Source organism: Methylomarinum sp. Ch1-1, assembly GCF_030717995.2.
Classification (GTDB): Bacteria; Pseudomonadota; Gammaproteobacteria; order Methylococcales; family Methylomonadaceae; genus Methylomarinum; species Methylomarinum roseum.
On sequence record NZ_CP157743.1, the window covers coordinates 3,250,493 to 3,268,077 of the forward strand.

The following is a 17,585-nucleotide window of genomic DNA, read 5'->3' on the forward strand; positions in this document are numbered from 1 at the left end:
AATAGTCGATTGCTCCTGTCAGGCTGATCTCAGACCCTCAGTTTATAATCAACGGCCATGGCCGCTTACGTGTTCCACCCTTCACCTCCAACTTCCTGTCACTGGTTCGATGTTTTTCCCTCAGCTATGTCACCATAACCTCATCGGCATCGAACTTTACGATTACTACGGCTTCATCTGCAGACCCTCGGTTCATCACGTCAGCATTACTGCTGCGCTTAGGGCTTAAGGTGTCGCAGTTACACCGACCCGAAGCCGACGGCCCTTCACTGGGTAAGATAGTCAACTTTATCTCGGTCCACCTACCTTCAATACAACAGCAAGTTACGGTGAGAATATCGGACTTCGGTGGACGCGGGCACCTCATCCTCTTGCTGCCGCCTTACGAAGGTTCACTCTCGTTTAGGTGACCGATTCGGCTAGAGCTTCTTTCAGATTCCGCATTGGCTCTCGGTAACCGTGCTTCCCTGTTGGGTAGCTACCGGGAGTTTCTTTGGACACCCTTGCTTTCGCCTACTTCTTCCCTTCTCACAGGGCAAAGGCTGGACTTTCACCAGCTAGCTGACTACCATGCCAGTCACACCGCTCCGTTTCCAAGATTTTCAGCGAACGAAGATGATTTATCGCAGCCATTAGCCTATGGAATTTAGGTGCTGGGTGAATATATCCCTATAGGCTCGGATGCGACATCCCTGTCGCATACACTTCTTCCGCAAGCAATTGATAGTAAAAGACATATTTTCTCATTATCAAGCTGAATAATTACTCGTATCTATTCAATCATCATAAACAAGGCTGCAACAGGCAGATTTTTGCTCTGACCGCCCAGGAAGGCGGAAATGTAGAATCTACCTGCAAAATCTGTATTCCCATCGTCCCTGATGATCAGACGTTGCAGCCATAACTTACGCCGCACAGGGAAGTGCAAGTGCCGCGTAAGATAGGACATCGCTAGCGGCCGCCACACACAGAATAGTTATCATTTAATCTACTTTGATGATTTAGCGAATAATTTTCTTAAATCATAATGGTATATAAAGCCCGGCAATGCGAATACGCCAAACAGGCATAAGGTCGTGACATAAAACTCCCAATCCTGGGACTGATGCATGCCGGTCAATTTAAATTCAAGCCCCCAGGCCAGCAGGCCGGTCAAAAGATAATAGACCAGCCATTCCAACCATCGCCACCAGGCATTTTTGTCAAAAGCAATAAACAACAAAAATCGCCCACTCAACCAAGGCAGGTTGGCCGTTATCAACGCGGTGACAATAAAAGCTTGATATAGCGCCGTCAGAGTCATCAACCTTTGGGACGCATATGCGGGAATAACAACACATCGCGAATGCTGGGCGCATCGGTAAACAACATCACCAAACGGTCGATGCCGATGCCCTCACCCGCCGTTGGCGGCATGCCGTGTTCCAGCGCGGTAATATAATCGGCATCGAAATGCATCGCTTCATCGTCGCCGGCTTCTTTTTCCTCGACCTGTTTTCTGAAACGCTCGGCCTGGTCTTCGGCGTCGTTCAATTCGGTAAAACCATTGGCGATTTCGCGGCCGCCGACAAAAAATTCGAACCGGTCGGTGACATGAGGGTCGTCGTCGTTGCGCCTGGCCAATGGGGAAACTTCTACCGGATAGGCCGTGATAAAGGTCGGATTCATTAACCGGTGCTCGACGGTTTTTTCGAAAATCTCGATCTGCACCTTACCTAAACCATAACTGTCTTTAATCGGTATACCGAGTTTTTCCGCGACTTTGACCGCCGACTCACGGTTAGCGATATCAGCCAGCGTCAGTTCCGGGTTGAAATGCAGTATCGATTCGAGCACGGTCATGCGCTCGAACGGTTTTCCGAAGTCATACTGCTCCCCTTGATAGTCGATCACCGTTTGACCGACCACATCTTCAGCCAAGCCCTTCAGCATCGCCTCGGTCAGGTCCATCAGGTCGCCGTATTCGGCATAGGCCTGGTAGAATTCCAGCATCGTGAATTCAGGATTATGGCGAGTGGACAAACCTTCGTTACGGAAATTGCGGTTGACTTCGAACACTCGTTCAAGGCCCCCGACCACCAGGCGTTTCAGATAAAGCTCCGGGGCGATGCGCAAATACAAGCCCATATCCAACGCGTTATGATGGGTGGTAAACGGTCTGGCCGTTGCCCCGCCGGGGATCGTCTGCATCATCGGCGTTTCGACTTCGAGAAAATCACGCCGGGTTAAAAAATCACGAATGTAGGCGACAATTTTCGAGCGCATCAGGAAGGTCTTGCGCGACTCATCGCTCATGATCAAATCGAGATAACGCTGGCGATATTTGATTTCCTGGTCGGCGATGCCATGAAATTTTTCCGGCAACGGACGCAAGGCCTTAGTCAATAAACGAATATCGTCGACTCGCACGCTCAGTTCACCGACCTTGGTTTTAAACAGCGTGCCTTCGGCGCCGATAATATCGCCGATATCCCACTTCTTGAACTGTTCGTTGTAAAATCCCTCCGGCAGGGTATCCCGGGTCACATAAAGCTGAATCTTGCCGGACATGTCCTGAATATGACAGAAACTGGCCTTGCCCATGATCCGTCGTGTCATCATGCGTCCGGCGAGTTTTACCCGAACCGGCTGTTCTTCAAGTTCTTCCTTGCTTTTTTCACCGTATTCGGCCAGCAATTCCCCGCTGACGACATTGCGGCGAAAGTCCGTTGGAAAGGCAATACCTTCCTCTCGCAGAGCACTCAGTTTACTGCGTCGTTGTTTAATCTGTTCCTGTTCGTCTAATTCGATTTCTGACATGTTGGTTTTAATTTCTAATGGGATTAAGCAAAACCCGCTATGTTAATGATGCCGGATCCGTTAGTGCTGATCCAGCCGATTATAATGTTACAGACCGCTTTTCAGGCTGGCTTCGATGAACTGATCGAGATCGCCGTCCAACACCGCCTGGGTATTGCCAGTCTCGACACTGGTACGCAAATCCTTGATCCGCGATTGGTCGAGGACATAGGAGCGAATCTGACTTCCCCAACCGATATCGGATTTGGAGTCCTCAACCGCCTGCTGACTTTCATTGCGCCTCATGATTTCCAGCTCATACAATTTAGCCTTCAACTGCTTCATCGCCGTATCCTTGTTTTTGTGCTGGGAACGGTCATTCTGACATTGCACGACGATGCCGGTCGGATTATGGGTAATCCTGACTGCCGACTCGGTTCTGTTAACGTGCTGGCCGCCGGCGCCGCTGGCCCGATACACATCGATGCGCAAGTCGGCCGGATTGATATCGATCTCGATATCGTCGTCGATTTCCGGGGAAACAAACACCGCGGCAAATGAGGTATGGCGACGATTGCCGGAATCGAACGGCGACTTTCGAACCAGACGGTGCACGCCGGTCTCGGTGCGCAACCAGCCGAACGCATATTCCCCTTCAAATTTGATTGTTGCGCTTTTGATGCCGGCCACATCACCGGGCGATTCTTCGATCAGTTCGGTTTTAAAGCCCTTGCGTTCGCCCCAGCGCAGATACATGCGCTCGATCATCGAAGCCCAATCCTGAGCCTCGGTGCCACCGGAACCGGACTGTATGTCCAGGAAGGCATTGTTGGCGTCCATTTCGCCGGAAAACATCCTGCGAAACTCAAGGCCTTCGACTTTTTTTTCAAATTCATCAAGATCCGCGGCGACCGTTTCGACCGTTTCCTCATCGCCTTCGTCGATGGCCATGTCGAGCAGCTCGCCGGCATCGGTCAGCCCTTGCTCCAATTCCTTGATGGTATCGACGACGGCTTCCAGCATGCCGCGCTCCTTCCCCAAGGCCTGCGCCTGTTCCGGATTATTCCACACCGACGGATCTTCGAGCTCTCTGAGCACCTCAACCAAGCGCTCACTTTTCACTTCAAAATCAAGATAGCTCTTCAGCGCCTGGGCGCGTTGATGCAAATCGGCAATCTTGTTTTTTATCGGGTTAATTTCTTGCATGAATTTTTTTATCCATTCATCATAGGCCGAAAAGCGCTGACGCCTCTTCGGTGTAAAAACGAACCTTATATTATAATCCGATAAGCGGCTGATTTACAGGACTGTATTTGTAACCTCAGTTCGGGATAACAGAATCATATATTGCAAAGGGTTAAGACCGCATCAGGTCGCTCTGGAAGCGCTATCTGATACAGGCTGATTTGTTAACCCGAACTCAGGTTATTCGTACGATAGTTGCGCAGCGACCAAATGATGAAGGCGACGCCGATCAGAAAGAATGGAATGCTCAAAAATTGGCCGGTCGTTAAACTAAGCTCGTTGGCATAGGCGGCCTGTTCGGTTTTAACAAATTCGAGCAGAAAGCGCAGCAAAAACACCAACGTGGTAAACAAACCGGTGAGCAAGCCTTTTATCGGCAGATAGGCGGTTTTTTTGTAGGCGAAAATCAAGACAAGAAAAACCAAGGCATAGCCGGCCGATTCGTACAATTGCACCGGATGCCTGGGTAAATAATCGATCCTGGAAAATATCACCGCCCAAGGCACATCGGTGGGTATGCCGAGAATCTCGGAATTGAAGAAGTTGCCGATTCGAATCAGACTGGCGCCCAAGATGCAGGACACTGCAACCCTGTCCATCAACCAGATGTAACTGTCGTCGGTTTTCAATTTATAAAGATACAGGCTGATTAAGATGCCGATAAAAGCGCCATGGCTGGCCAACCCGCCTTCCCAGATAGCTAATATTTTCAACGGATGACTGAAATAATAAGCCGGATCATAAAACAAACAATGCCCCAATCGGGCGCCGACCACGGTGCCAATCGCCAGATACCACAGCATCCGGTCCAAGTCCTCGACATTTTTCTGTTCGCGCTTATAAATCCAGTACATAAAACCGTAACTGGTCATAAAAGCGGAGGCGAACATTAAGCCATACCAACGGATTTTCAATGGCCCCAGAGCCAGTAGAATCGGATCGATGTCCCAGACAAAATAATTCATCATGATTAGGTACAGGTTGTGCAAATCGGGTAATTTACCACAAATAACAGCGAACGCTGACAGCGCAAAAACATCCCCAGCAATTCCCACTTTGGCATTCAAAAAAGGGCATGGGGTGTGTTTGGCGTGGATGTCGGCAGCAAGGATGCTGCCGTCAAGCCCCCCAGGGATGGGTTTACCCAGCACCTAAATTCCATGGCTACTGGACTATATTTTACATTCCAGCATAATTTAGGTGCTGGGTGAACGGCGCTCCTCGACAGACACACCCCATGCCCTAACCCCGCAAAAATACTCAAACTGATGGGAATTGCTGAAACATCCCTAGACAAATCATTGTCGATCTTTTCTCAGGATGCCGGCCAGGACAGGCTGCCGTCGTTAGCCTTCTATCAATCCCAGCGATCGTCCCTGACTTGCACACGACCGTCGACGATCTGTACTGGAAAAGTCTCGATATCTTCGTAAGCGGGCGCGCATTTCACCTCGCCGGTTTTAACACAAAAACGGGCGCCGTGGCGCGGACAGACGATTTCATCCCCCACGAGCTCGCCGCTGGCGATTTCTGCGCCATCATGGCTGCACACATCCTCGATTGCGTAAAATTTCCCGCCGATTTTAAACACGGCGACATCGGCGCCATCGACATCAACGATCACAGATTCACCTTCGGCCACCGCATCCACGGCAGCGACATCGATCCAATCGCTCATTATCTTCCTCTCTAACTCAACAACTTTTCAAATACACATCGTAGCGCAGCAACTTGCCCTGAAAACTTTGCGTCGGTTTGCCGCCCAGGGGTTCGGCATAATCGGGACTCTTGACGACCACCCGTTTACCGGTCGCCTCCATTGCCGCCACGAACAATGCGTCACGGTCTAAATCGTCGCCCAAGATATCGCGCAATATCGTCATCGACTTCTTAGCCAAGGCCGACTTTTTGCGCTTAGGAGGAAACATCGGATCCAGGTAGATGCAATCAGGCTGTTCGGGCAAATGCCTCAGTATCTCGATCGCGTCGCCGACTAGCAATTGCGGCGGCGTTAACGAGCGCCGCCGCACCCAGTCTTTCCCAGCCAGGCGGGCAAAGCCATCGGCGACCAGCTCGGCCATCAGCGGTGATCGCTCGATGCAAGTGACCGCATACCCCATCCGAAACAAAGCGAGGCTGTCCTGAGCCCAACCGGTCGTCGCATCGACGACGGTACGGGTTTTCTTGCCTATGGCCTGGGCAAATAGACTTTTCTTCGGCGCCGGCCAAGAATGCTGTTCGCCGCTGCGCGGTTCGATATCGACCGCTAAGCCGCCTTTCTTAAGCGCCTGCCGGTCTAACAATTTCAGGCAACCATCACGATAAATCAGGCAAAATTGGAGCTCGGCGTTGCCAACGATATCGGCCAGCGGCATTAAGGGAAGCGCCAACCTATCCGCCAATTTCTGCTGATCCAGTTTGTCGTCATCGGTTTGATAAGCAAGAGCGATCCGCGCATCTCGCGGAGAGCTATGATCGGTCATGTATCGCTAATTGATAGAAAATTGGCCCGCGCTTCTCGGTCGAGCCGAGACAGCAATTCAAGCTCGCCATCGCCCCATCACTCGGTGGAAACCGATTTTTCCTTGTTCTGAATCGCCGCGTCCAAGGTATGCCAGGCGAGTGAGGCGCACTTGACCCGCGCCGGATAATCGCGTACGCCGGCCAGCACGGCCAGTTTACCGACCGCTTCCAGATTGACCTCTTCGTCTTTACCGGTCACCATTTCATGAACCTGCTTAAACAGCTGTTCGGCTTCAGCTACGGTCTTGCCCTTGATGATTTCGGTCATCAACGACACCGATGCCGTGGAAATCGCGCAGCCGGAGCCCTGGAAGCTGGCGTCGGTAATCACATCGCCATCCAGTTTCAAGTATAGCGTCAAACGATCGCCGCATAAGGGGTTGAAGCCTTCCACCTTGCGATCCGCATCTTCCATCGCGCGAAAATTACGCGGGTTTCTATTGTGATCAAAGATTACCTCTTGATAAAGATCACGCAAATCATCAAACATTAGCCAAATACCTCTATCAGCGATTTTATTCCGTCTATTAACACATCAATTTCTGCTTTGCTGTTATATAGCGCAAAGGAGGCGCGCGCCGTCGCCGGAACCTCAAAAAAATCCATCACCGGCATCGCGCAATGATGGCCCGCCCTGACCGCGATTCCAAGGCTATCCAGCATCGTGCCTATATCATGCGGGTGTATTTTATCCAAGACAAAGGACAATATCGCCCCTTTCTCGGCAGCCTCGCCGATAATGCGCAATCCCGGTATCTGTTTGGCGTGCTCGGTCGCATAACTGAGCAATTCGGCCTCATAGGCCGCCACCTTGTCCATGCCGATTGCGCTCAGATAATCGATTGCAGCGCCCAAACCGATGGCATCGGCGATGCTGGGCGTGCCGGCTTCGAATTTATAGGGCAGAGTATTATATTCGGTTTCTTCGAACGTGACCTTGCGGATCATGTCCCCGCCGCCCTGATAAGGAGGCATTTCTTCCAATAAGGCCTGCTTGCCGTACAAAACACCGATGCCGGAAGGCGCATACAGTTTATGGCCGGAAAACGCGTAAAAGTCGCAATCGAGTTCCTGCACATCGGCAGGCATGTGCGGAATCGCCTGGGCGCCATCCAATAACACCGGCACATTTCTGGCGTGGGCGGCGGCAACGATTTGTTTCACCGGATTGATCGTTCCCAAGGCATTCGACATATGGGCCACCGACACCAGCCGGGTTTTATCGCTAAACAACTTTTCGAACTCATCATAGATCAATTCGCCCTGTAGATTGATCGGCGCCACTTTCAACACCGCACCGGTTTGTTCGGATAGTAATTGCCATGGGACGATATTGGAATGATGCTCCATCGCGGTGATCAGGATTTCGTCACCGGCCTGTATATTCGTCCTGCCGAAGGTCTGCGCGACCAAATTGATCGCTTCGGTGGTGCCTTTAACGAAAATAATTTCTTTCGTGCTGGCGGCATTGATAAAATTTTTCACTTTCTCTCGCGCGCCTTCATAACGATCCGTCGACTTGACGCTCAAGGTATGTACGCCTCGATGCACATTGGCGTATTCGTGGCGGTACAGATGCGAAATACTGTCGATCACCGTTTCCGGCTTTTGGCTGGTCGCTGCATTGTCCAAGTAAACCAACGGCTTATTACGGATTTTCTCCTGCAAAATCGGAAAATCCGCACGAATTTTTTCTATCGGGAAGTCTGTCATGTTTATGTTGTTCCTAACGTTACCGAATGTTTTCTTGCTAAACGGCGACGTTTTATTACTTATGATGAGGATTTTAGAATCCTATCCTTAAACGATGGTAACTATTCAGCATAAGAATTACCTTATAGCCAGTTCATGTCGATGCCCTGTTGCGGAAAACGCCGCAGCAAATGAGCCAAGACCAAATCATGTAAGCTTTTGATTTTAATCTTATTGACCATCTCGTTGGCGAATGCGAAAGTAAGCATGTTGCGAGCCGTCTCTACATCGATGCTGCGCGATTGCAGATAAAAAATCGATTTTTCATCCAATTGCCCTACCGTCACACCGTGAGCGCATTTTACATCATCGGCATAAATTTCCAGCTGCGGCTTGGTATCCGCTTCCGCATCATCGGATAGCAATAAATTCCGATTATTCATTTCCGAATCGGTTTTCTGCGCATCCTCGGCGACAACCACCCTACCTTGAAACACGCCTCTAGACCGCTGAGCCAATACACCTTTATATTGCTCACGGCTGATACCATGAGGTTTTAAGTGATTGATGCGGGTATGATTGTCCAGATGCTGACGCTTGCCGCCCAGATACAGGCCGTTCAAATCGCATTCCGATGCGACGTCCAGATCGCTGTGTATGTCATTTCGAGCCAACAAGCCGCCAAAGGCAAAGTTGTCGTGGCGAAAACGACTGTCACGGGCCTGCTTCACATAAGTACCGCCAAAGTGATAAGCCTTGTCTGATTCGGTCTGCATCTTATACAGGGTCAGGCCGGCATTCTCGGCGACAAACACCTCGCTCACCGTCGCGGTCAAATAGGCTTGGTCGGCGCCGACATAGGTTTCGATGACTTGCGCTTCCGCCATGGCGTCGACAACCAGCAAATTTCGCGTCGTCGCCAACAATTCCGGCTGACTCACCACATGCAATATCTGCAACGATTTAGTCAACGTTGTTTTCGCCGGCACATGAATGAAGATCCCGTCGCTGAACCAGGCGCCGTTAAAGGCGACAAAACCATGTTCGGTATGCGCGACCGCTTGCCCAAGATATTTCCTAACCCGTTCAGCATCGGTCTCCAGCGCGTCGGCCATGCCGATCACCGTCACCTCGTCGGCCATGCCTTCCAAATCGGACAACTGCGGCGCGAAACGCCCATTGACCAACACGACCGTCCAGGCATCTTGCAAACGATGCTTTTCTATCTCGCTGGCATCGATTTCGGCTGAATCCGCGGTAAGCACCGACGTAAAACGTTTTTTCTCGATGGCCGAAACATTGGTATAGCGCCATTCTTCCTCATGTATCGAGGGAAAACCGCGTCCGGAAAACTCCGTCAATGCCTCGGCGCGAAAATCCCGCAGCCAGGACAGCGATTGTCCCGGGAGTTGTTCGACAATGTCTTGAAAGTCCGCCGTATAACGGTTGATTGCTTGCTCCACGCTCATTATGCCGCCCGCTCTTCAATCCAGCTATAACCTTTTTCTTCCAGCTCCAGCGCCAGTTCCGCTCCACCGGACTTGACGATTTGACCATGCGCCAGAACATGGACGAAATCCGGCTTGATATAGTCCAATAAACGCTGATAATGGGTAATCATCAAGAACGAGCGCTCTGCCGAACGCAGCGAATTAACACCGTCGGCGACGATCTTCATCGCATCGATATCGAGACCGGAATCGGTTTCATCTAGTATGCAAAGCCTGGGCTCCAACACCGCCGCCTGCAGGATTTCATTACGTTTTTTCTCGCCGCCGGAGAAACCTTCATTGACGGCGCGGTATAAAAACTTTTCATCCATCTGCAGCAATTCAACCTTGTCTTTGACCAAGGCCAGGAAATCCATCGCATCCACTTCACTCAAACCACGATATTTGCGGATCGAATTCAAGGCCGCTTTAAGCAGATAAATATTGCTGACACCAGGAATCTCGACCGGATATTGAAAGGCGAGAAAAATGCCTTCCCGAGCACGTATTTCCGGGTCTAGTTCCAGCAAATTCTTACCTTGATAGCTAACCGAACCCTCGGTCACCGTGTAACCGGATTTTCCCGTCAGGACATGAGATAACGTGCTTTTTCCGGCCCCATTAGGTCCCATGATGGCATGCACCTCGCCCGGATTGATCTGTAAGTTCAAGCCCTTCAGAATGGCTTTATCATCGACATTAACGTGAAGATTTTCTATGCTGAGCATTTGTTTACCTGTTTGTTAGTGTGTCGGGTCATATCCACGCGGCCAATTCTTGCCTTAGGGTAAACCCGAGCTAAATAATCGTTGCAATAAGTTAACCGACAGCCCCTTCCAGGCTGATGCCTAACAAGGCCTGCGCCTCAACGGCGAATTCCATCGGCAGTTCCTTGAAGACTTCCTTACAGAAGCCATTGACGATCATCGACACGGCATCTTCGGCGGACAAACCGCGCTGCTGACAGAAGAACAACTGGTCTTCACTGATCTTCGACGTGGACGCCTCATGCTCGACCTGGGCCGAAGGCTGCTTGACCTCGACATAAGGAAAAGTATGCGCACCGCAGCGATCGCCTACCAGCAACGAGTCGCACTGGGTATAGTTGCGGGCGTGCCTGGCGTTTTTACCGACTTTGACCAGGCCGCGATAGGTGTTTTGCGCCTTGCCGGCGGAAATACCCTTGGATACGATGGTGCTGCGAGTATTTTCTCCGATATGAATCATCTTGGTTCCGGTATCGGCCTGCTGCAGATTATTGGTCAACGCGACCGAATAAAATTCACCCACCGAATTGTCGCCTAACAGCACACAGCTGGGATATTTCCAGGTAATCGCCGAACCGGTTTCAACCTGGGTCCAGGAAACCTTGGAATTAACGCCCCGGCATTCCGCCCGCTTGGTCACAAAGTTGTATATACCGCCTTTGCCGTCTTTATCGCCCGGATACCAATTTTGTACCGTGGAATATTTGATCTCGGCATTGTCCAAGGCCACCAATTCAACCACCGCGGCATGCAACTGATTTTCATCACGCATCGGTGCGGTACAGCCTTCCAGATAACTGACATAACTGCCTTCGTCGGCAATGATCAAGGTGCGCTCAAACTGGCCGGTATTGGCGGCATTGATGCGAAAATAGGTGGACAGCTCCATCGGACAGCGTACGCCTTTGGGTATGTATACGAACGAGCCGTCGGTAAACACCGCCGAATTCAGTGCGGCAAAGAAATTATCGCCCGGCGGCACGACGGTGCCCAAATATTGTTTGACCAGCTCAGGATATTTAATCAAGGCTTCGGATATCGGACAGAAAATCACTCCCGCCTCGCTAAGCTTGCCTTTGAACGTCGTCGCCACTGATACGCTGTCAAAAACGGCGTCCACGGCAACACCGGCCAAGCGTTCCTGTTCATCCAACGGAATGCCTAGTTTCTTATAGGTCTCCAGCAGCTCAGGGTCAACTTCATCGAGACTTTTCGGTCCATCATCTTTTCTCTTCGGCGCCGAATAATAACTGATCGCCTGATAATCGATCGGATCGATATTCAGCTGCGCCCAATCCGGTGACGTCATCTCCTGCCAATGCCGAAACGCCTGCAATCGATATTCCAGCATGAACTCCGGTTCTTTTTTGACCAAAGATAGTCGACGGATAACCTCCTCATCCAAGCCAGGCGGAAAAGTATCCACTTCCAGTTCGGTCACAAAACCCTGTTTGTACTCCCGATCGATCAGTTGCTCGATTTCTTGTGTACTTGATGACATAAACACTCTTACGGTTATTAACGATATAAACTGGTAACGGGAATCGCCACTTCCTGCGGCGACCTGACCGGCAGGATCATATCCGCCAGCGTCACCGACTCCAACGCATTAAAAATTTTCTGGTTGACCAAATTCCAGTGCCCCTGAATGTGGCAACCGCTGGCCTGCTCGCAGCTCCTGTGCGATTGACTGCATTCAGTCAATGCGATAGGGCCTTCCACGGCGCTAATGACCGTCGCTACGGTAATTTTTTCCGGAGTCCTGGTCAGCGCATAACCGCCCTTGGCCCCGCGCACCGAACTTAGCACCCCCGCTTTAACCAACATTTTCAATACCTTGCTGACTGTAGGCTGAGCGATACCGGTCGCCTCGGAAATTTCCAGAGCGGCATGCACCCTGCTGTCATCCCTCGCCATACAACTCAGAATGACGGTGGCGTAATCAGTTAACTTACTCAGCTTCAACATAGCCTCTCCACATGATTGTGGACCATTTTAGTCCCATTTAATTCCAGAGTAAAGTACTAGGGAATTTTATTTTATCTTGGTTTGATCGAAAATGCGCCGATCGCCACGCCCAGATCGAAGCCGCGCCCGAATCCTGATAAAGCCAGCGAGACCAGACCTTTAGTCATCACCCGCCCCTCGGCGGAGCGAGTCGCACCGGCATGACCATTGAGATACACATAGGTCCCAAAGACCTCCTCTATGCTTCTGACATCGGAAATGACGCCCTTGCCGTTATCGATCTCTGATTTACCGAGGGTCGCTCCACCCCCTCGGCTGACGATGGCAACACTGGCGCGTTGACCATTGCGGCAACTGACCACGCCACTGCCTCTATATTCCTGATAGAAAAATGACCAGCCCTGCAGACTATAAGTCAACGTGCAGCGAGTCATTTGCGCACTGGCCGGTAGGGATAACAAGATCAAAGAAATGAAGGAAAAAATTCGAAACATGATTAAGGCGAGAAAATAATGACAAAACCTTCAATCTAGCAAGCGACCATTAAGCGCCCCTGAAGGCACTCGCATATACTCTGTAAAATGCTTCATCCATTCGGAAGACCTTTAGCATTAAATCAGAGGAGTCATAACTTGCCTGGATACTTCACAACCATAGAGTTGATGGATTATTCCGCAAAAATCACTGCTGCCTATGCTAACGACTTCTGCCGCTGCGCCAAATGGAAAACAACAGCCAAATACCGCCAAAGGTCGCAAACATATAGCCAAAAAAACCGAACACCGGCAAGCCCATGATTTCCGGCCCTCCTCTGATTGTCATAATAATCGATGTGCCGATAATTAAGGCCGCCGTCACGATCCCCATCGTCAAACGGCTGATCGCACGGTCGGTTTTATCGACATACTGGTCCAAGCGGCGCACATTGATTTCGACCTGAATCGCTCCCTTCCTCGATGCGCGCAACAAGTGATGCAACTCCTTCGGAAAGCTGGACATCAAGTCGACGACGCTGACCAAGTTCCGCCACCCTCGTTTGGCGATCGCATCCGGCTGATAGCGGGCGACCATCAATTCCTTGATATAGGGCGTGGCGAAAGCCAGTGTCTGAAATTCCGGATCGAGATGACGACCCAAGCCGTCCAATGTGATATAGGCTTTAATCAGCAAGGCCAAATCGGCCGGCAACGACAAATTATGGTCGCGTAAGATAGCCATCAGGTCCCCCATCATCATCGGCAGGCTGAGATCCTTCAGCGGCAGCGAACTGTATTGATCGACAAAAGATTCGATTTCGATCGCCAACGCCTGTTCATCGGTTTGAATCACATCCGACCAGTCCTCGAGTATTTCCACGACCTTGGTCGGAGTCTGATTAATCATGCCATACAAAAAACTGATGACCTGTTCACGCCGATCTTCGGTCAAACGTCCAACCATGCCGAAGTCAATGAAGGCAAGCTTATTATCGGGTAGGTAGAAGACATTGCCCGGATGAGGGTCGGCATGAAAAAAACCGTCTTCCATGATCATCTTGATGACCGCCTTGGTGCCGCGTTCGGCCAACTGCCTCCTATCCAAGCCGGCTTCATCGACTTCCTGCAGATTTTTTCCAGGAATGCCGCGAATATATTCCTGCACATTCAAACGCTCGCCGGTCCATTCCCAATAAACCCTGGGAATGATGATATTACTATCTTCGAGCAGATTCGCCGCCACCCTCTCCGCGCTGCGACATTCGGCGGCAAAGTCCATCTCCCTGCGCAGGGACTGGGTAATCTGGCGCACCACTTCTTTTGGATGATAGCGCCTGAATTCAGGCGTATCCGCCTCAACGATTTCCACCAAGCGGGACAGCAAACGCAAATCCGCTTCGACGATCTTGCGTATGCCTGGCCGACGAATCTTTAATACGACCAGCGTGCCGTCCAATAAGACCGCTCTATGCACCTGAGCCAGCGACGCCGCCGCCAGCGGCTCTCTGTCGACTTGCAGAAAGATGTCATCGACACTCCCACCCAGATCATCTTCCAGCTGCGGTCGCAACGCCTCAAAATCCATCGGCGGCGCCTGATCCTGTAATTTCCCGAACTCGGTGATGAAGGCCGGCGAAAACAAATCGACCCGAGTCGCCAGGATTTGCCCGACTTTGATAAAGGTCGGCCCCAGTTCTTCCAGCACCTTGCGCAGACGCTGGGCGGTATCCATACGACTGTAATCTTCGACATGATGCCAATGCAGTGTCCGTCCTACTTTTTCCAGCGCATGAGCTATACCAATGACATGGACAAAACTGCCGAAGCCGTAGCGAATCAAAACCCCGGCAATTTCCTGCATGCGCCCAAGGTCGCGGGCGGCATTAAGCATTTCCCATAACATAGATTATCCTTGCGTTATTTTTTGCCAGACTCGCTCTGCAAACTTTCGGCAATGCCGGCCAAAAAGCCGCTACCAATCCTGGCTAGCGTCGATGTCGTTTCCCGGGCGGAGGACAACGCCGAATGCTCGCCACTTAACACCACATGCTTAATCCGGTCCAACACCAATTCCGCCTGTTTTCCCACCGCCGTGCCCTTGGTCTGGGCATGGCTAATAAAATCCCGGACAACATCGGACATAACCCCTTGACTGTCTTTGGCGATATTCCCCATCGTTTCCAGAAATAACTCTTCCAATCCTTTCAAATCATCCGTCGTTCTCTTTAGGTCCGTCCTGGAAAACTCATCCATTCTCGAAGCGGCTTCCTCCACCGCCAGCTTGGTCGCCTCGGCGGTGCTGGCCAAGGCATCGTCGAGGGCCTGCGTCGATTCTTGAAACGCCGTTCGAGATGTTTCATATTGTGCGCCCATACCGGTTCTGATACCCTCGCCAACCGCTTGCACAACATCGGCGATATTATCCCGGTCGAGCTCTCGCTCAGTTAAGGCCTTCAAGGTAATCGACCGGACTTTTTGATAAATATCCTCGCCTGATTCAACCGCTTCACGGACCGTGTTTTCAACTTGCTGTGTAGTCGTATCGTTCATTTTGCAACTCCGGGTTAATGGATGATAGAGGGGTCTGCTGGATTGATCATAACACTGATTTGTATCGCCCTCCTCCCCCCTCGGCAGGAGAGCAGACCTTGCTATATGACGAGCACCAATTCATTAGAAAATTCTATGTTAAAGCAAAGACATTGCCTAGGAAAATCCACACTTTTCCTCACCTGGATGGAAGAAACCTTGGACGATTTCATTACTTACCCCGGCTTTAATGCCATTGCCAGTTATCGCACCCAGTTAAGTAATGAAATTTTGCCGATTTGACTACTCACAACACAGATCATTTGTGAGATAATTTCCGATTTAAAAATTTTTACCGCTATTAAACGGCTATAGGCTGCTGATACAGGAGATTGTGCATGACCGCATTGATTGGCATTATCATGGGTTCGACTTCCGACTGGGAGACCATGCAACATGCCGCGCAAACGCTGCAACAACTGAACATACCGCATGAAGTGGAAGTGGTGTCTGCGCACCGGACCCCTGATAAACTATTTCAGTATGCCGAAGGCGCCGAAGACAAAGGCCTTGAAGTTATCATAGCCGGCGCCGGCGGCGCCGCCCACCTGCCCGGCATGACCGCCGCCAAAACCCTATTACCGGTGCTGGGCGTACCGGTGCAATCGAAAGCGCTGAATGGCATGGACTCATTATTATCGATCGTGCAAATGCCCGCCGGCATTCCGGTCGGCACCCTGGCCATCGGTCGCGCTGGCGCCATCAACGCCGCCCTGATGGCCGCCGCCATCATCAGCAACAAGCACACGGAATACCGTCAAGCGCTGACCGATTACCGGCAACGTCAAACCGATAGCGTAACAGCCACCCCCGACCCCCGTAAGGTGACCCAATGAACATAGGAATTTTAGGCGGCGGCCAGTTGGCCCGCATGATTGCCCTGGCCGGCTATCCATTGGCGCAGCATTTCACCATCCTCGACCCGGGCGCCGATGCCGGCGCCGTCGGACTAGGCAAACATTTGCACGGCGCTTATGACGACATGAAGCTGCTCGGCGAATTGGCCGAAACCGCCGATATCGTGACCTATGAATTCGAAAATGTGCCAGCCGACGTCGCCAAGTTTCTTAGCGATCACACCTGCATCTATCCGCCGGCCAAGGCCCTTGAGGTTTCTCAGGATCGCCTGACCGAAAAAAACTTCTTCCATCAACTCGATATTCCCACTGCACCGTTTGCACCGATCAATAGCCTGGAAGACCTGGAAAAGGCCATGCTTGAAATCGGCTATCCCGCCATTATAAAAAGCCGACGCTTGGGCTATGACGGCAAGGGGCAGGTCGTGTTGAAATCGGCCGAACAACTGGCCTATGCCTGGGCGTCCATGCAGGATGCGCCATCGATCGTCGAGGGCTTTATCCCCTTCCAGCGCGAGGTTTCGATCATTGCCGCCCGGCGCCCGGGTGGAGAGGTGGCCTTTTATCCATTGTCTGAAAACAGCCACAGCGGCGGTATCTTACGTGTCGCGGAATGCCGCGAAGTCGATCCCCTGCAGGAAGCCGCCGAAAGCCATGTGACTCGACTACTGGAGGCGCTAAATTATGTCGGCGTCATTACTTTGGAGCTGTTCGACGTCAACGGCCAATTATTGGCCAACGAGTTCGCCCCGCGCGTCCACAACTCCGGCCACTGGACGATCGAGGGCGCCGAAACCAGCCAGTTTGAAAATCATCTGCGCGCGATACTCGATTTACCGTTGGGTTCGACCCAGGCGCGCGGTCATACCGCGATGGTCAATTTCATCGGCGGTATGCCGGATACCGAACAGGTATTAAAGATACCGCATGCTCATTTACATCTTTATGACAAAACCGCCCGCAAAGGCCGCAAAGTCGCCCATGCGACGATCCGTTCGGATGACGCCGAACAATACAAGGAATCCTTGCAACAACTGATCATCCTGGCCGAAGCCAGCGACGATTCCTGATCAATCACTTCCAGCCACAAGGAACATGACGAGCAGTATTAGAGCTTACGTTCCGTATAAGGCTTCAATTCTATCGAAAGCACGATTAATCATGGCGTTCGAAACGTAATAAGCCATTCTGACATGATGC

Annotated in this window: 18 protein-coding genes; 3 read left to right on the top strand and 15 right to left on the bottom strand. The window is 51.4% G+C overall.

Going from position 1 to position 17,585, the window contains the following annotated elements:
* Positions 1-988: 988 nt before the first annotated feature.
* The 15 genes from Q9L42_RS14910 to Q9L42_RS14980 form a co-directional block, all read right to left on the bottom strand.
* A complete protein-coding gene (locus Q9L42_RS14910) occupies positions 989-1,303 on the bottom strand; it encodes a DUF2818 family protein (RefSeq protein ID WP_305907619.1) in 315 nt (104 codons plus the stop codon).
* The gene (lysS, locus tag Q9L42_RS14915) at positions 1,303-2,799 is read right to left on the bottom strand and encodes a lysine--tRNA ligase (RefSeq protein ID WP_349431334.1); all 1,497 of its coding nucleotides are present in this window, start codon (positions 2,797-2,799) and stop codon (positions 1,303-1,305) included. The genes Q9L42_RS14910 and lysS overlap by 1 nt, the downstream gene beginning before the upstream one ends.
* 87 nt (positions 2,800-2,886) lie before the next feature.
* On the bottom strand, positions 2,887-3,984 hold the full coding sequence (gene prfB / locus Q9L42_RS14920; protein ID WP_305907618.1) for a peptide chain release factor 2: 1,098 nt from the start codon (positions 3,982-3,984) through the stop codon (positions 2,887-2,889).
* Between the two features lie 203 nt (positions 3,985-4,187).
* Positions 4,188-4,991 (bottom strand): prolipoprotein diacylglyceryl transferase, encoded by an 804-nt coding sequence (lgt, locus tag Q9L42_RS14925; protein ID WP_305907617.1) that lies wholly within the window; start codon positions 4,989-4,991, stop codon positions 4,188-4,190.
* A gap of 389 nt (positions 4,992-5,380) precedes the next feature.
* Positions 5,381-5,701 carry a non-heme iron oxygenase ferredoxin subunit gene (locus Q9L42_RS14930; RefSeq protein ID WP_305907616.1) on the bottom strand — a complete coding sequence of 107 codons (321 nt, stop codon included), beginning with the start codon at positions 5,699-5,701 and terminating at the stop codon, positions 5,381-5,383.
* 16 nt (positions 5,702-5,717) lie between these two features.
* The gene (locus Q9L42_RS14935) at positions 5,718-6,506 is read right to left on the bottom strand and encodes a class I SAM-dependent methyltransferase (protein ID WP_305907615.1); all 789 of its coding nucleotides are present in this window, start codon (positions 6,504-6,506) and stop codon (positions 5,718-5,720) included.
* A gap of 77 nt (positions 6,507-6,583) precedes the next feature.
* Entirely contained in the window at positions 6,584-7,036 is a 453-nt protein-coding gene (sufU, locus tag Q9L42_RS14940; protein WP_305907614.1) for a Fe-S cluster assembly sulfur transfer protein SufU, read from the bottom strand.
* Positions 7,036-8,259: a cysteine desulfurase gene (locus Q9L42_RS14945; RefSeq protein ID WP_305907613.1), complete on the bottom strand. Its 1,224-nt coding sequence runs from the start codon at positions 8,257-8,259 to the stop codon at positions 7,036-7,038. Before Q9L42_RS14945 ends, sufU begins: the two co-directional genes overlap by 1 nt.
* Positions 8,260-8,381: 122 nt before the next feature.
* The gene (gene sufD / locus Q9L42_RS14950) at positions 8,382-9,707 is read right to left on the bottom strand and encodes a Fe-S cluster assembly protein SufD (RefSeq protein WP_305907612.1); all 1,326 of its coding nucleotides are present in this window, start codon (positions 9,705-9,707) and stop codon (positions 8,382-8,384) included.
* The gene (gene sufC / locus Q9L42_RS14955) at positions 9,707-10,456 is read right to left on the bottom strand and encodes a Fe-S cluster assembly ATPase SufC (protein WP_305907611.1); all 750 of its coding nucleotides are present in this window, start codon (positions 10,454-10,456) and stop codon (positions 9,707-9,709) included. Before sufC ends, sufD begins: the two co-directional genes overlap by 1 nt.
* 91 nt (positions 10,457-10,547) lie before the next feature.
* Positions 10,548-11,996 carry a Fe-S cluster assembly protein SufB gene (gene sufB / locus Q9L42_RS14960; RefSeq protein ID WP_305907610.1) on the bottom strand — a complete coding sequence of 483 codons (1,449 nt, stop codon included), beginning with the start codon at positions 11,994-11,996 and terminating at the stop codon, positions 10,548-10,550.
* A 17-nt stretch (positions 11,997-12,013) separates the two neighbouring features.
* Positions 12,014-12,463, bottom strand: coding sequence for an SUF system Fe-S cluster assembly regulator (locus Q9L42_RS14965; protein ID WP_305907609.1), 450 nt, complete (start codon positions 12,461-12,463; stop codon positions 12,014-12,016).
* A gap of 71 nt (positions 12,464-12,534) precedes the next feature.
* The gene (locus tag Q9L42_RS14970; protein WP_305907608.1) at positions 12,535-12,957 is read right to left on the bottom strand and encodes a hypothetical protein; all 423 of its coding nucleotides are present in this window, start codon (positions 12,955-12,957) and stop codon (positions 12,535-12,537) included.
* A 202-nt stretch (positions 12,958-13,159) separates the two neighbouring features.
* Entirely contained in the window at positions 13,160-14,842 is a 1,683-nt protein-coding gene (locus Q9L42_RS14975; RefSeq protein ID WP_349431335.1) for an ABC1 kinase family protein, read from the bottom strand.
* A 14-nt stretch (positions 14,843-14,856) separates the two neighbouring features.
* Positions 14,857-15,489: a DUF6781 family protein gene (locus Q9L42_RS14980; RefSeq protein WP_305907607.1), complete on the bottom strand. Its 633-nt coding sequence runs from the start codon at positions 15,487-15,489 to the stop codon at positions 14,857-14,859.
* 135 nt (positions 15,490-15,624) lie between these two features.
* Between Q9L42_RS14980 and Q9L42_RS14985 the strand changes: the two genes are divergently transcribed.
* From Q9L42_RS14985 to Q9L42_RS14995, 3 genes are all read left to right on the top strand, one after another.
* The gene (locus tag Q9L42_RS14985) at positions 15,625-15,771 is read left to right on the top strand and encodes a hypothetical protein (protein WP_305907606.1); all 147 of its coding nucleotides are present in this window, start codon (positions 15,625-15,627) and stop codon (positions 15,769-15,771) included.
* Between the two features lie 95 nt (positions 15,772-15,866).
* Entirely contained in the window at positions 15,867-16,364 is a 498-nt protein-coding gene (gene purE / locus Q9L42_RS14990; RefSeq protein WP_305907605.1) for a 5-(carboxyamino)imidazole ribonucleotide mutase, read from the top strand.
* Positions 16,361-17,455 (top strand): 5-(carboxyamino)imidazole ribonucleotide synthase, encoded by a 1,095-nt coding sequence (locus tag Q9L42_RS14995; RefSeq protein ID WP_305907604.1) that lies wholly within the window; start codon positions 16,361-16,363, stop codon positions 17,453-17,455. The genes purE and Q9L42_RS14995 overlap by 4 nt, the downstream gene beginning before the upstream one ends.
* Positions 17,456-17,585 lie beyond the last annotated feature (130 nt).

Bases quoted from the DNA above. Each gene is read 5' to 3' on its own strand.
- Q9L42_RS14910 (WP_305907619.1), bottom strand. From the start codon at position 1,303: ATGACTCTGACGGCGCTATATCAAGCTTTTATTGTCACCGCGTTGATA.
- lysS (WP_349431334.1), bottom strand. From the start codon at position 2,799: ATGTCAGAAATCGAATTAGACGAACAGGAACAGATTAAACAACGACGC.
- prfB (WP_305907618.1), bottom strand. From the start codon at position 3,984: ATGCAAGAAATTAACCCGATAAAAAACAAGATTGCCGATTTGCATCAA.
- lgt (WP_305907617.1), bottom strand. From the start codon at position 4,991: ATGATGAATTATTTTGTCTGGGACATCGATCCGATTCTACTGGCTCTG.
- Q9L42_RS14930 (WP_305907616.1), bottom strand. From the start codon at position 5,701: ATGAGCGATTGGATCGATGTCGCTGCCGTGGATGCGGTGGCCGAAGGT.
- Q9L42_RS14935 (WP_305907615.1), bottom strand. From the start codon at position 6,506: ATGACCGATCATAGCTCTCCGCGAGATGCGCGGATCGCTCTTGCTTAT.
- sufU (WP_305907614.1), bottom strand. From the start codon at position 7,036: ATGTTTGATGATTTGCGTGATCTTTATCAAGAGGTAATCTTTGATCAC.
- Q9L42_RS14945 (WP_305907613.1), bottom strand. From the start codon at position 8,259: ATGACAGACTTCCCGATAGAAAAAATTCGTGCGGATTTTCCGATTTTG.
- sufD (WP_305907612.1), bottom strand. From the start codon at position 9,707: ATGAGCGTGGAGCAAGCAATCAACCGTTATACGGCGGACTTTCAAGAC.
- sufC (WP_305907611.1), bottom strand. From the start codon at position 10,456: ATGCTCAGCATAGAAAATCTTCACGTTAATGTCGATGATAAAGCCATT.
- sufB (WP_305907610.1), bottom strand. From the start codon at position 11,996: ATGTCATCAAGTACACAAGAAATCGAGCAACTGATCGATCGGGAGTAC.
- Q9L42_RS14965 (WP_305907609.1), bottom strand. From the start codon at position 12,463: ATGTTGAAGCTGAGTAAGTTAACTGATTACGCCACCGTCATTCTGAGT.
- Q9L42_RS14970 (WP_305907608.1), bottom strand. From the start codon at position 12,957: ATGTTTCGAATTTTTTCCTTCATTTCTTTGATCTTGTTATCCCTACCG.
- Q9L42_RS14975 (WP_349431335.1), bottom strand. From the start codon at position 14,842: ATGTTATGGGAAATGCTTAATGCCGCCCGCGACCTTGGGCGCATGCAG.
- Q9L42_RS14980 (WP_305907607.1), bottom strand. From the start codon at position 15,489: ATGAACGATACGACTACACAGCAAGTTGAAAACACGGTCCGTGAAGCG.
- Q9L42_RS14985 (WP_305907606.1), top strand. From the start codon at position 15,625: ATGTTAAAGCAAAGACATTGCCTAGGAAAATCCACACTTTTCCTCACC.
- purE (WP_305907605.1), top strand. From the start codon at position 15,867: ATGACCGCATTGATTGGCATTATCATGGGTTCGACTTCCGACTGGGAG.
- Q9L42_RS14995 (WP_305907604.1), top strand. From the start codon at position 16,361: ATGAACATAGGAATTTTAGGCGGCGGCCAGTTGGCCCGCATGATTGCC.